The sequence below is a fragment of the Paenibacillus sp. J22R98 genome (assembly GCF_059383835.1).
The window spans coordinates 676,668-690,585 of sequence record NZ_JBXENW010000001.1 but is presented as its reverse complement, the minus strand read 5'-3'; the positions used below and the strand labels follow the sequence as shown (position 1 = coordinate 690,585).

Sequence of the window (13,918 nt, the reverse complement as noted above, 5' to 3'; positions counted from 1 at the left end):
CTACTTTGCTGCTGTTATTGTTTTTTGTTTATCTTTATGCGCAAACGGTCGATCCGTTTGCGAAGTCCATCAAGCTCTGTGCGCCGATTCCCCTTAATTCGCAAGCCTGAAAGGCGTCGCTGGGCAATTGCTAATGCTGTTTCAGCCAGAATAAGAGCTTCATCCAGCTGCTTCGTCTTATGCTCATAATACATCGCAAGCTCAATATGCGCTTCATAATCCGGCCAAGCGGCCTGTGCCGCTTCATCTACAGCCTTCTGCCACAATACCACAGCACGCTGCCAATTTCCACATTTCTTGTCTCGTTCCGCCAGTAAACACAAGCCTTTGAGCGTTGGACGAGGATGCTGGGCTGCGGCTGCATACAGCGGCTCAGCAAGGTCCGGTTTTCCCATTTTCTCCAGCCAAAGTCCTGTACGCAACAATTCCTCCGCTTCCTCCGGCATCGGAACCGTTCCCGTTCCTATTCTTCCGCCAAGCAAGTGGCCAAACCGGATCGCGAGTGCAGCCAACGAGAGCATATCGATTTCATTGTGTTGAAATACGCCGAGCAGCGGCTCAGGCTTCCTGTCAGCTAAATACTGAAAATAGATTGCCGGTGCAAGAGAACCCGGCACATCGTCAAGTCTGGTAATGCCAAGACGTTCTTCTTCCACATGGCTTAAGCGGCATGAGACAAGCGTGTTTCGCCAGACAGACCTGGAGGGATGCAATAAATCAATATGGATGGGCTCCCATTTGAAGGTGCGGAAGCCGTTGAGGATAAACCGATTGTATAAGACAGGCCAGTCGAATGTCCGACCGTTGTACGTGACTAAATGGGTGAAGCTGGGAAGCAGATTGCATAAATAGCCGATCATCGCCCGTTCCTCTGCCGGATGACGAATGAGCATTTGCTCCACAATGAACACATCATCCTGCAAATAAGCGAGTCCTACCATGAAAGGGACATTTCCCGCTCCCACACCGAGTCCGGTGGTTTCTAAATCAAGAAACAGCAGATTGGTATAACCAAGGTCAACGGAATCGGGTTTGCGAAATGCATCAAGGTTGATCTGAGCATCGGTGAGTTCGAGCAACTCATGAAGCCCATGCTTATGCGTCAAGGGATAGCGGATTTCCCGTACAAGAAATGCGCCTTCCGTCGATTGCACGATGCGTACGCCTAGCTCATCCCAATCCGAAGATAGCGTGTCATCATCGGCGTCAACTACTGAGACAACCCCGACAGACGCAGTTTCAGCCTTCTCATCACTTTGGTTGACAGGTGCTTCTTCACCATCAGCAACAATAGGCATATCGGCATGCGTAACCATACCGGCTAATCGTTCTTCCTGAGCAACCTGCGCATTCTTCAGCCGCAGCAATCGATCCCTTAGCCCGCTCATAATCCCTCCAATATGAACAGCGATTTTTTCTTCGCATTCATGCCTACGATTTCCGTACCAATACAGGAAGGGCAGCCCGCATCGCAAGGGCATTTCTGTATTAGATTTTTGGCGGCTGCTTTAATATCATCGAATCTCTTATAAACGTCTTCCGCTAGCCCGATACCGCCTGGGTAATGGTCATAGATGAATATCGTTGGCAGCTGCGAATGTTCGGCCCTAATCTGAGAAACGACATGGATATCGCTTCGGTCGCACATGACATGAACTGGCACAATGTGCCTAATCACATGGGCTATTCCCATAAGCAGCTGTTCCAGTGTTTTCGTTTCGATCGTAGGGTCAACCTCATTGATCTCTACCCAAGTAGCGCTGGTGTGCAGTTCTTCCTCAGGCAGCTTGATTGGCCCGTATCCGATGTTCTCGAAACTGGATAAACGGATTTTTTTGTACATCGTAGCCATGACATTGACAGCCGCGTCGCCGTAATGGATGGAAGTCGATTTCCTTTGTTTCGATAAATCGATGGATAAGACCTTTAGCTTAACCGCCAGATTGGCGTCGGTATAATACTCGACATCTACTTCTCGAACATAAGCTTTCTTATGCTCCCAGTCCAGTTTCTCTACTTGAAACTGTACCCCTTCATGCAAATAAATAGCTTCATCATGCAAGAGAGTCATGGCGCTGAATCTGTCCATCTCGCCGATAATTTTAACATTGCCTCTTTCGGATTGGTCGATAATGACGACATTTTCTTGTGCTGCTGAGCGCAGGCTCACTTCGTGGGCAGGAAATGATTGATTCGCCCAGTAGAATGCCCCTCCGGCTTGGGTAAGCACTCTTTCTTCTACCAAATATTCCAGTATGTCCGTGATCTCCAGCGGCCCGAATTCTTCCCCCAATTTGAGCGGAAGCTCGTAAGCCGCACATCGCAAATGGTCAACCAGAATCAATAAATTCTCCGGGTTAATGCGCGCCGATTCCGGGGATCGTTCGAAGAAATAATCAGGATTTTGCACGATATATTGATCGATCGGCGTATTGCTGGCTACCATTACGACCAATGCCTCGCCATGACGTCTTCCGGCACGACCTGCTTGCTGCCAAGTGCTCGCGACACTGCCGGGATAACCCGACATGATGCAGACTTGAAGCTGCCCGATATCTACGCCGAGTTCCAGCGCGTTCGTACTTACGACGCCTACGATTTCCCCGTTCCTTAATCCTCGTTCGATTTCTCGACGCTGATTGGGTAAGTAGCCGCCTCGATATCCTCGAATGGATTTCCCGCCCAGTTCATTTTTCACTAATTCCTGAAGATGACTTAGAATGAGTTCTACTCTTACTCGACTGCGGGCAAAAACGATCGTTTGCACTTTATTGGCCAGAAATTGCTTAGCTAATTGATTCACTTCTACCGTTGCACTTTTTCGTAGATTAAGAGGTTTATTGATAATTGGAGGATTATAAAAAACAAAGTGCTTCCTTCCCCTCGGCGCACCGTTATCGTCAACCAAGCGCATCGGTTTACCTGTAAGCTGTTCAGCCAGCTCCCTCGGATTCGCGATTGTCGCCGAGGTACAGATGAAAATCGGATCACTGCCGTAAAACTTGCAAATTCGCTGAAGCCTTCGAATGACATTGGAAACATGACTGCCGAAGACGCCTCGATATGTATGCAGTTCGTCAATGACGATATATTTGAGATTGCTGAATAAGCTGATCCATTTCGTATGATGCGGAAGAATGGCGGAGTGAAGCATATCCGGATTGGTAATCACGATATGGCCGACACTCTTTACAATTTGCCGAATTTCCGGGGAAGTGTCACCGTCATAGGTGAAACTTTTGATGTCGATTCCCATTTCGGCAATAATTTCGTTCAGTTCACTCTTCTGATCCTGCGCCAGCGCTTTGGTAGGGAACAAATATAACGCACGACTGGCGTCGTCCTCGGCAATAGACTGTAATACGGGGAGGTTATAGCAAAGCGTTTTCCCTGATGCAGTCGGGGTTACCGCGACCATATTCTCACCTTTACGAATGGTTTCGTAGGCGGTGTGCTGATGGCTGTATAACTCTTCAATGCCTCGTTTCCCTAAAGCCGCTTTAATTCTTGGATCTACGCTCTCGGGCATAGGTTTGGTTCTAGCTTCTATTGGTTCAACTTCGTGCCAGTTGATGACATTCTCATTCACTTTTAATTCCTGTATAAGTTCGGAAAGATTTTTCTTGCGAATCATAATCATAACCCCCGTGATAGAACGACTGTTCCCCTCATTATAACCGCTTGCGTTCAAATAAAAAAAGCCCTATTTTTAACAAATGAAAGAAGCCGCCCTGTCGCAGCTTGCGCTCGGACGGCTTCTTTCATTTGCCACCATAGATGCTTTAGATGGAACGCTTTACTTGGAACTCTGCATAATCAAACGCTGCATCTGTCTGAGGGAAAATTGTCCGTGCATCGGCAACCAGCTCCGCTACTGCTTCATCGTCGAACCTTGAGCTGAAATGGGTGACTACCAACCGCTTGACCCCGGCTGCGGCCGCAATCTCGGCGGCTTGGCGAATCGTGGAATGGCCGTAAGCTGCCGCTTTCTCCTCCATCCCGCCTGCGAAGGTCGCTTCATGGACAAGCAAATCAGCATCCTTCGCCAGAAGAATCGCATTATCGCAAGGAGTTGTATCGCCGAGAATGGTAACAATCCGTCCCGGCAGCTGCGGACCTACTACATCTGCCGAAGAAATGGTACGACCATCCTCCAGCGTAATGGATTCACCGCGTTTCAGTTTGCCGTATAATGGCCCCGGCCGCACGCCTAGTTCTGTTAGCCGCGCCAGATTAAGCTGCCCCTGCTGCGGACGCTCGGTAATCCGGTAACCGAAGCATGGTAACCGATGATCCAGCTCGGCTGCCTCCACGAGGAATCGATCATCCGCTGCAACCTCACCTGCTGTAACCTCAATCACTTCAAGCTCATAACCAAGATGAACTCCGCTGTGGAGGAAAATAACGTTCAAATAGTCTTTCAAACCGGCCGGACCATAGATCTGAAGCGGACCTGCCCCTTCAAAATACGTCCTGCTGCTTAATAGGCCCGGCAATCCATAGAGATGATCGCCGTGTAAATGGGTAATAAAGATTCGTTCCAATTTATTTAACTTCAATCCGCCGTGCAGCAGCCGATGCTGCGTGCCTTCGCCGGTATCGAACAACCAGAACCCGCAATGCGGTTCAGGGAGACATAGAGCAATGGAAGTAACATTGCGTGTTTTCGTTGGTCTTCCTGCGCTTGTACCGAGAAACGTGAGCTGCATATGCATGCTCCCTCCAATCTCCATCCTTATGCTATCTATAACAATACCCTCCAAAGCTGCGTCTTAACACGCAAGTTCGGAGGGTACCTATGCTATCTGTTACGCTTTCTCTACGTTGAAATACTGCGCTTCCGGATGGGCGAATACCATTGCGGAAACAGATGCTTCCGGCTCCATCATGAAGCCTTCTGTCAATTGCACGCCGATATCCTCCGGTTTCATCAGCTCGAACAACGGCTGTTGATCTTCCAGATTCGGACAAGCCGGATAACCGAACGAAACGCGAATACCTTGATATCTAGCGCCATGACGCTGTTTCATCGTCATCTCCGGATGATCCGGGAAACCCCAAGTATCGCGCATCAAATGATGGACGCGCTCTGCCATGGCTTCCGCAACCTCAAGTGCAACAGACTGCAGGGCATGGGAGCGCAAGTAGTCGCCATTGTCTTTCAGCTCGGTTGCTTTCTCTCTTACGCCTTCACCTGCTGTTACAACGAGGAAGCCGACGTAATCCATCACGCCGCTCTCCACGGATTTCAAGAAATCCGCCAAGCAGAGGTAGGGCTCGACTTGCTGACGCGGGAACGTGAAACGTTTGATTTCAACACCGGGCTGGCTCGGGTCGTAAATAATGATATCGTTGCCCGATGATTGCGCGGGGAAGAAACGATACATGCCATTGGCTTTCAATAATCCTTTTGCAGCATCTGCGAGCAGCCCGTCAACGGTTTCCTTCAAATTCACAGCCTTCTCATTGCCTTCAGCAAGAAGCGTGTCCACATTACCCTTTAAGCCCAAATGATGGCCAAGCAGCATTTGCATATTTATATATGGCACGATATGCGGAATCGGCACATTGCGCAGAACATGACGCTCTGTATCCGGCGGGATATATACCGGCGCATCCTTGGAAACATTCGATTTCACTGCACGGGTCAGCTCAGGGAGCGGCTTCTTCTCCGTTTCTTCCAAGTAGCCGGAAGCTTTGAGAGCAGCCATTTCCTCCTCATAGACGAGACGATGTTCTTTGTCCATCAGCTTGTTGGCGATGTCCAAACCATCCATGGCATCCTTTGCATAGAGCACTAAACCGTCATATTCAGGTCCGATCCGATGCTTCGTGAATTTACGAGTCAGTGCCGCGCCTCCAACCAGAATCGGAGCGTCAATGCCTGCACTGCGCAAATCCTGCGCGGTCAAGATCATCTGCTGCGCCGATTTCACGAGAAGACCCGAGAGACCGATCGCATCTACCGGCTCTTTGCGGTAGGCTTCAATAATTTGTTCAGGCGGCACTTTAATGCCTAGGTTAATAATTTTGTAACCATTGTTGGATAAGATGATTTCGACCAGATTTTTACCGATATCATGGACATCACCTTTAACGGTTGCCAGTATGATTTTACCTTTAACCGCCGTTTCATTCTTCTCCATGAACGGTTCAAGATACGTAACGGAAGCTTTCATCACTTCGGCGCTCTGCAGCACCTCTGCCACGATCAGCTCATTCCCATTGAACAACCGTCCGACTTCCTCCATCCCTCTCATCAGCGCGCCGTTGATGATTTCTAGCGGTGAATATTTCTTCAACGCTTCATCAAGATCCGGATAGAGCCCTTCCTTCGTGCCTTCGACAACATAAGAAGCAAGGCGCTCCTCAAGCGTCAATGTCGAAATCTTCTCTTTCTTCACAACTTTCTTCTCACGGAAGGCTGCAACGAATGCCGCCAACGTCTCATCGTTCGTATTGTAGATCAATTCTTCAGCCAGACGGCGCTCTTCTTCCGGAATGGATGCATACCGCTCCAGTTTCTCCGTATTCACGATTGCATAATCAAGGCCAGCCTTCGTCGTGTGATACAGATAGACAGAGTTAAGCACTTCGCGGCCAGCATCCGGCAACCCGAACGAGATGTTGCTTAGACCGAGAATCGTCTTCGCCTTCGGATACTTCGCTTTAATCATCTTAATGCCTTCGATAGTTTCAACTGCTGAACCGATGTATTGCGGGTCACCGGATCCAACAGGGAACATATTCGGGTCAAAAATAATATCTTCCGGGTTCATGCCGTATTTCTCGGTAAGCAGCTCATACGAACGAGTTGCCACTTCCATCTTCGCTTCGCGCGAAACCGCTTGTCCACGCTCGTCGATAAGAATACAAACAACCGCTGCCCCATAGCGATGTATGAGCGGGAGGATTTTCTCGAACTTGGATTCACCATCCTCCAAGTTAATGGAGTTGATGATCGCTTTCCCTTGGGAATACTTCAAGCCCAGCTCAATAATATGGTCGTAGGTGGAATCGAGCATGAGCGGTACTTTAATCTTCTTCACAACTTCAGGCAGAAATTTATGAACGGCATTCGCTTCATCGATATCTGTATCCTGCAGGTTGATATCAATAACATGCGCGCCGCCTTTTACTTGTGCACGGGCAATTTCGGACGCTTCATCATACTTCTCTTCTTTAATGAGTCGTTTGAATTTCCGTGATCCGGAAATGTTTGTACGCTCCCCGATCATAATCGGGCGGTTTTCTTCTTCAATATAAACCGTCTCAATACCGGAAACTGCCGGTGGATGCTCACCCGGCTTCGTACGCGGCGCGTAATTCGCCAGTGTGTCGGCCATGGCGCGGATATGATCCGGCGTTGTGCCGCAGCAGCCGCCAGCGATATTAATCCAACCCTGTTCGGCGAAATCAGCGATTTTTCTAGCCAATGATTCCGGTGACTCATGATATTTCCCGTTTTCATCCGGCAAACCGGCATTCGGGTAGCAGCTGACGGCAGCGTGCGAAATCGCGGAGAGCGAACGAATATGGTCACGCATAAACTCCGGGCCTGTCGCACAGTTAAGTCCAATCGAGATTGGCTTCATATGCTCAAGCGAAATATAGAAGGATTCAATATTCTGTCCGGCAAGTGTCGTGCCCATTGGCTCAATCGTACCGGAAATCATGAGAGGAAGCGTAATGCCTGTTGCTTCATAAGCTTTATGAATTCCGATTGTGCCGGCCTTCACGTTTAGTGTATCTTGTGAAGTTTCCAGCAGCATGGCGTCAACGCCGCCTTCGATGAGTGCGATGGCTTGCTCATAATAGCTATCTACCAGCTCGTCGAACGTAACTCCGCCTGTTACAGACAGCGTCTTCGTAGTAGGTCCCAGAGCTCCGGCTACGTAACGAGGCTTGTCCGGAGTGGAGTATTTGTCCGCAGCTGCACGGGCAAGAGAAGCCGCGGCAAGGTTGATCTCTCTTGCTTTCCCCGGAATATCATATTCAGCAAGAACGACGCTCGTCGCGCCGAACGTATTGGTTTCGAGAATATCTGCACCCGCAGCTAAGTAAGCTTCATGGATGCCTTGGATCACATCGGGACGTGTCAGAACGAGCATTTCATTACAGCCGTCCAGGTCTTCGCCGCCAAAATCATCCGGTCCCAGATCCGCCTGTTGAATCATCGTGCCCATCGCCCCGTCGAGGATGAGAATTCGTTTTGCGAGCATGTCCTGCATTGTCGGTTTCGTCAAAAGATGCACTTCCCTTCCGATAATCCAACTCACTGCCTTTTTTTAGTCTAGGCGTGGTCGATTCAGCAAAAATCATTTCCCTATACTCTACCAGAATTCACCGCGCGTGCAAAGAACCTTTTCAGGTCAATCGTTTTGTTCTATAATTATTCTGATCGGAATTACGATTTTTGTGAAAAGAGGGATTATTCGATGGCAGAAATTCGAATTCGCAGCACGGATGAGCGCATCTCCGGCGAAGAGAACGTCCGCGCCTTTCTAGAGAAGCAAGAAGTACTTTATGAGCACTGGGACGCAAGCAAGCTTCCAACGGAACTTCATAACAAATTTGTCTTGAATGATGAAGAGAAGCAAACGATCCTTAGCACATACGACGATGAAATCCGCGATCTTGCAGCACGTCGCGGCTACAAAATTTGGGATGTTATCTCGCTCTCCGATGCTACTCCGAACATCGAGGAATTGCTGAAGAAGTTTGAGCAGATCCACATCCATACCGAAGATGAAATCCGCGGCATCGTGTCCGGACGCGGTATCTTCATTATTAAAGGTGACGAAGAAACCGGTTATTTCGATGTTGAGCTCGAAGCTGGCGATGTTATCTCTGTGCCAGAGAACAAAGCGCATTTCTTCACGCTGATGGACAACCGCGAAATTATCGCTGTTCGCCTCTTTATTGAGAAAGACGGCTGGGTCGCTCACAATATCGAAGATCCTGCTTTCGCATAATAACCTGTATCGAAATAAGAAGACCCGTCCTCGGACGGGTCTTCTTTGTTATGCTTCTATAAGTGCTGCATGCCTCCGAATTAGAGAAGCAAAGGCAGCAATTCTTCCAGATGCTTAATTTCATGCGAAGGAATAATTTCATCGGAACGCGTCATGCCGTGGCGATTAATCCAAACGGATGTCATGCCGATCGTATTGGCACCCAGAATATCCGTTGTGAGTTTGTCTCCTACCATAATGCCATGCTCTGGTTCAACGCCGAGACGCTCTAGGGCATGATGGAAGATCGCAGCAGCCGGCTTGCCTTGGCCAAATTCACCGGAAATAATAATATGATCAAAATAAGGCACGATCGCCGGAACGCCAGCCAGCTTCTCACGTTGCAGATCAGGAGATCCGTTCGTCAGCAGCAGGAGCTTGTACTTTCCTTTCAGCTGATCCAAGATTGCAAACGTCTCTTCGTATACATAAGGACGGCTGCGACGTTCAGCCGGGAACTGTTCAGCGAGCTGAGCGCCAAGCTCAGCATTGTCCACGCCCAGCGCCTTCAGGCCGCGTGTCCATGCTTCACGGCGATAGGCCGGAGCGAGCTGCTGGAGCTGGCGGAACTCATCTTGTTCCCCTTCCAGAAAGTTCGCCCACAGCCCCTCAAACGGATTGATGCCGATCATTTTGGTAAATGGGAACGTTTCATAAGACTCATAGAGCGCACGAGCTTCGCGGCGAACGGCTTCTTCCAAGCTTTTCGCATCTACTCCGGTTTGTGCTGCCGCGGTTTGGCAGGTCGCATCGAATGCTTCCTGCACACTGCGGTCATCCCATAATAGGGTATCGTCGAGATCAAATAAGACTGCTTGCTTAGCCATAATCGTGTCTGCACTCCACTTCTGAATTATTTTTCAGTAAACGAAATCCCATGCTGCGCGGAGAAAGTCCGCAGACGCTCCGACATTTGCTCCGTCGGGAAACGGTTCATCACACGCGAGAACACCCAGTTGCCGCCTTTATGCTGCTCAACGACTATGTACCCCTTCTGCGAGGTAATGGCCTTTATGTTGTTCACATTGATCGAGCGATCGCCGGTGAACCGGCGGGAGCGAATAAAGTCACTGCCAACCGATAGATACGGACGGCGCAGCGTGAATAGCAATGCTAGGATGACATAACAAGCTACGGTCAGCCAGAACATGTTGCCAGTCTGCTTGTACGTATCCGCTGTAACCGTCACGATTACATAGAAAAGGATGAACAGCAGCAGGAATGCCGGCATCAAATAGCTTCTTCCTTTAAAGGTGTCGAGCTTCTCGCCACTTGATTTGGCAGCCATAAGCGGTGCCTTTCCATGTTTCTTACGTTGTTTGTTAATTTGAGCTTGGTTCTTCTGTACTTTACGTTCCCACGATCTTGACAAGGGTGTTCCTCCTTCATAATCTTCCACACGCTGTAAATCATCTTGCGTTAAGTTAAATGGGTCTAGCGAATTTCGCAATAAACCGGTTCGGATATTCGCTAGGCAATGCGCTTACTTCATCCAGCTTGTTCCATACCGAATCCGGCATCGTCCAGCCGATCGCACCCATATTATCTTCAAACTGTTCCAAAGTGCTTGCACCAAAGATTGGCGAAGTAATCCCTTTGCGCTGAAGCAGCCAAGAGAGCGCGACTTGAGCAGGTGTTCGCTCCAGCTCCTTTGCAGCGCTTAGCACAGCTTCAAGCACGGCAAAGTTACCTTCGTTTGCCCGAATTGCCCATGAACTCTCACCCTGTTTGGACGTTAATCTTCCGCTTACAGGCTCCTCTTTCGTATACCTGCCTGTCAGGAACCCGCCGCCTAGCGGTGCCCATGGGATAATGCCAACATTCTCTTCCAAACATAAGGATAGCATTTCGCGATCCATCTCACGACTAACCAAACTATATTGCGGTTGAATGGAGATAAACCGGACATACCGATTCCAATCGCTGGTAGACAAAGACTTCATTAATTGCCAGGCGAAGAAATTGGAACAGCCGATATAACGCACTTTACCTGAAGTAACCAGATCATCGAGTGCGCGAAGCGTCTCTTCAATCGGTGTAGCGTGATCCCAAACATGCACTTGGTAGAGGTCGATATAGTCGGTATCGAGTCTCTTCAAGCTTGCTTCGACGGCATCCATAATATGCTTTCTGGAAACCCCGACGCCGTTTGGATGATTCGCGGTCGCGAATCTCACTTTCGTGGCGAGTACAACTTCGGAGCGTCTGTCTTTAATCGCCTTACCGACAATCTCTTCCGAACGCCCGGATACATATACGTTCGCTGTATCGAGGAAATTGCCGCCTTTCTCGAAGAAACGATTCATCATCTCTATCGAATCCGTCTCACTCGTTGTGTTACCGAACGTCATCGTACCTAAACAAAGCTCCGAAACGGCCAAACCGCTGCGGCCCAGTAAACGATATTGCATGCTACATGTCCTCCTTCGAATAGACTGCTGCTAATGCTTGATCGTACCTTCCCCGTTCTCTTCATCTTCCACATATTTAATGGTATCGAGTTGATTACGGAAGTTTTTCTTGAAATTCTCAAGATATAAACGGCGAAGCTCGTCGCGTTCGACCAGTTCCTCCGGTGATAACCCTACTGTTTTGTTCTTTCGGGAGAGTTCATTAATACGGGCAATGATCTTTTCCATTTCCATTATGCTCCTTTCCTGATTCGGCCAACATGTCATTCTTTACTTTGACATTTTTAATTGCCCATTGTCAAGGCGAAATGGCCCTATCTGGGGCTTGAATCGACCTGTCTTGGCTGTGCTTTATCCACGTCTGGTTCGCCTTATTATTACGTTATGCCGGTAGAAATAAAAAAAGCCTGAGCAATGAAGACTCAGACTTGTGAATGCGGATCCACCCGGATCGTAATGTAAGTATGTATTCCTTCTATAAGAAGCTGAAACCGTGCATCTATCTATTCAACGGGTATAATCAAGGATTGTCCGGCTTGCAGCGAACTAGAGGTCAAGTTGTTTCGTTGTTTTAAGTTGAATACAACATGGCGAATATCTTCGCCTTCTTTCCGAATACTGCTAGCGATGTTCCATAGCGTGTCACCGGAGCCTACAACGAGGATCTGCTCCGAAGCTGTAGGTGCTGCCGGATGTTCGCTGTTCGCTTGGCTTGTCATCAGTGACAGTCCTGTGAAGAGCAGTACGAAGAACAGTGTTGCTGCAGCAAGTCTCATTAATAGACGTTCTGTTCTTCTATCTTGCCAAGTACGCTTCACAGCGCGACTATTGCGAGTTTCACCTTTATAATTAGAAGAGTAAGTGGACATCGTTGTCATCATTCTCCAGCACCCCAAACGTTTGTTCTATTTGTTAAACTTAGAATAACACGAACACTTGTTTGTGGTCAAGCGTTTTTGGAACATTTGTTCGTAAAAATATGCGAACCTGTGTTTCTCGAACTTATGTTTGTACGAACTCCGGTTCTGTGCTATAATTTGACACAAATGAAACTTTGGAGTGATTCCGGTGTCGAAACTTTCAAACCGCCAGCAGGCGATACTAGAATTCATTAAGACGGAAGTACGCGAGAAAGGCTATCCGCCTTCCGTTCGTGAGATCGGTGAAGCGGTCGGACTCGCTTCCAGCTCAACTGTCCACGGCCATCTTGATCGTCTGGAGAAGAAAGGCCTTATTCGCCGCGATCCAACCAAACCACGCGCAATCGAGATTTTGGACGGCGAAGACAACGAGATTCCATTCCCGCTCTCCATCGCGAAGGTTCCTGTAGTAGGTAAGGTAACGGCCGGTGTACCGATTACAGCAACAGAGAATATCGAGGATTACTTCCCCCTTCCGGCTGACAGAGTCGGCGACCACAACGTGTTTATCCTTAACGTCGTTGGAGAAAGTATGATCGAAGCAGGCATTCATAACGGCGATTACGTCATTGTCCGCCAACAGCAAACCGCTTCGAACGGCGATATCGTCGTTGCAATGACAGAAGAAGACGAAGCTACTGTGAAGACCTTCTATAAAGAGAAGGATCATATCCGTCTTCAACCGGAGAACTCGACGATGGAACCGATCCGTCTGCGTAACGTCTCCATTCTTGGCAAAGTCATCGGACTTTTCCGCGACATCCACTAATACACGAATCAAAGGGGCATTTCTTATCGCTGCAGCAGCGATCGGAAATGCCCCTTTTCTGTCTGCCCCACGCAGATGTGCCTCCGTTATGTCAGCTAACCTACAATTCTCGGAACAACAACTGACGATAAGTGAATTTACTGCTCTTGTACTTGAAGTTTAAAGCAATGCCTGAGAAATCAATTTGAATGGATTTCAGCGCATACGCCGTTACTTTTTGTCGAATCAAATAGGATAATCGAGTCCGATTCTTATTGTTCACAGCTGCGGCTACCGCTGCGGCGTATGTTGAAGAAGATAAAAGCGCTCGATAGAAAGGCAAGACCGCTCTAGCAATAGCGCGATGAATCGGGGTGGAGAACGTAAATTGGGTCGACCCCGGCGGTATCGTCGTGCCGACGGAATATTGCAGGATCGGTTCCGGAAACTTGAAATCAAAGAAGTAGCCAATCCCGTTTGTAGAGAAACCGTCCAAATCAGCAGATGGCACCACGGATTTAAACAATGCTGATAAAGTATCTAAATCCGCGCCTCTTATAGCCTTCGACCACTTCAGCGCATAGGAATAGCTCTGCACAATTTTCTTAAAGAACGGCACCATCGTTGCTGCTACATGGGATAATATCGCCCCGGTAAGTCGAAACGGTTGCTCCTCTTTTGTCGCTGCTTTCTTCCTCACATAGGCTGCCTCCTTAATGAATGGCTATTGTGGCATACTATGCGAAAGCAGCGGTACAAGTGCGGACACACTTCCTCCCATAGACGCAAAAAAACCCTCAACGCCGAGTGGCGTCAAGGGTTTCG

12 protein-coding genes are annotated in these 13,918 nt (G+C 48.8%); 2 read left to right on the top strand and 10 right to left on the bottom strand.

Annotated features, from left to right (window positions below):
* Nucleotides 1–14: 14 nt before the first annotated feature.
* From AC50Y3_RS03170 to metH, 4 genes are all read right to left on the bottom strand, one after another.
* Entirely contained in the window at nucleotides 15–1,388 is a 1,374-nt protein-coding gene (locus AC50Y3_RS03170) for a ribonuclease H-like domain-containing protein (protein WP_494817296.1), read from the bottom strand.
* Nucleotides 1,385–3,631, bottom strand: coding sequence for a DEAD/DEAH box helicase (locus tag AC50Y3_RS03165; RefSeq protein ID WP_494817778.1), 2,247 nt, complete (start codon nucleotides 3,629–3,631; stop codon nucleotides 1,385–1,387). Before AC50Y3_RS03165 ends, AC50Y3_RS03170 begins: the two co-directional genes overlap by 4 nt.
* A 151-nt stretch (nucleotides 3,632–3,782) precedes the next feature.
* Nucleotides 3,783–4,709 carry a ribonuclease Z gene (gene rnz / locus AC50Y3_RS03160; protein ID WP_494817295.1) on the bottom strand — a complete coding sequence of 309 codons (927 nt, stop codon included), beginning with the start codon at nucleotides 4,707–4,709 and terminating at the stop codon, nucleotides 3,783–3,785.
* 99 nt (nucleotides 4,710–4,808) lie between these two features.
* Entirely contained in the window at nucleotides 4,809–8,246 is a 3,438-nt protein-coding gene (metH, locus tag AC50Y3_RS03155) for a methionine synthase (protein WP_494817294.1), read from the bottom strand.
* Between the two features lie 192 nt (nucleotides 8,247–8,438).
* Here metH and AC50Y3_RS03150 point away from each other — a divergent pair, with 192 nt between their 5' ends.
* Entirely contained in the window at nucleotides 8,439–8,975 is a 537-nt protein-coding gene (locus AC50Y3_RS03150; protein ID WP_091215710.1) for a 1,2-dihydroxy-3-keto-5-methylthiopentene dioxygenase, read from the top strand.
* Nucleotides 8,976–9,055: 80 nt separating this feature from the next.
* Here the strand turns inward: AC50Y3_RS03150 and AC50Y3_RS03145 are convergent, their stop codons facing one another.
* The 5 genes from AC50Y3_RS03145 to AC50Y3_RS03125 all read right to left on the bottom strand — a co-directional run bounded on the left by AC50Y3_RS03145 (nucleotide 9,056) and on the right by AC50Y3_RS03125 (nucleotide 12,306).
* Nucleotides 9,056–9,841 (bottom strand): HAD family hydrolase, encoded by a 786-nt coding sequence (locus AC50Y3_RS03145; RefSeq protein ID WP_494817293.1) that lies wholly within the window; start codon nucleotides 9,839–9,841, stop codon nucleotides 9,056–9,058.
* A gap of 26 nt (nucleotides 9,842–9,867) precedes the next feature.
* Nucleotides 9,868–10,386, bottom strand: a complete 519-nt coding sequence (locus tag AC50Y3_RS03140) for a hypothetical protein (protein ID WP_494817292.1) — start codon at nucleotides 10,384–10,386, stop codon at nucleotides 9,868–9,870.
* Between the two features lie 52 nt (nucleotides 10,387–10,438).
* Nucleotides 10,439–11,425 (bottom strand): aldo/keto reductase, encoded by a 987-nt coding sequence (locus AC50Y3_RS03135; protein WP_494817291.1) that lies wholly within the window; start codon nucleotides 11,423–11,425, stop codon nucleotides 10,439–10,441.
* A gap of 30 nt (nucleotides 11,426–11,455) precedes the next feature.
* Nucleotides 11,456–11,659, bottom strand: a complete 204-nt coding sequence (locus tag AC50Y3_RS03130; RefSeq protein ID WP_494817290.1) for a DUF896 domain-containing protein — start codon at nucleotides 11,657–11,659, stop codon at nucleotides 11,456–11,458.
* Between the two features lie 269 nt (nucleotides 11,660–11,928).
* Nucleotides 11,929–12,306, bottom strand: a complete 378-nt coding sequence (locus AC50Y3_RS03125; protein ID WP_494817289.1) for a LysM peptidoglycan-binding domain-containing protein — start codon at nucleotides 12,304–12,306, stop codon at nucleotides 11,929–11,931.
* A 187-nt stretch (nucleotides 12,307–12,493) separates the two neighbouring features.
* Between AC50Y3_RS03125 and lexA the strand changes: the two genes are divergently transcribed.
* The gene (lexA, locus tag AC50Y3_RS03120; protein ID WP_475780581.1) at nucleotides 12,494–13,114 is read left to right on the top strand and encodes a transcriptional repressor LexA; all 621 of its coding nucleotides are present in this window, start codon (nucleotides 12,494–12,496) and stop codon (nucleotides 13,112–13,114) included.
* Nucleotides 13,115–13,214: 100 nt separating this feature from the next.
* Here the strand turns inward: lexA and AC50Y3_RS03115 are convergent, their stop codons facing one another.
* The gene (locus AC50Y3_RS03115) at nucleotides 13,215–13,793 is read right to left on the bottom strand and encodes a hypothetical protein (RefSeq protein WP_494817288.1); all 579 of its coding nucleotides are present in this window, start codon (nucleotides 13,791–13,793) and stop codon (nucleotides 13,215–13,217) included.
* Nucleotides 13,794–13,918 lie beyond the last annotated feature (125 nt).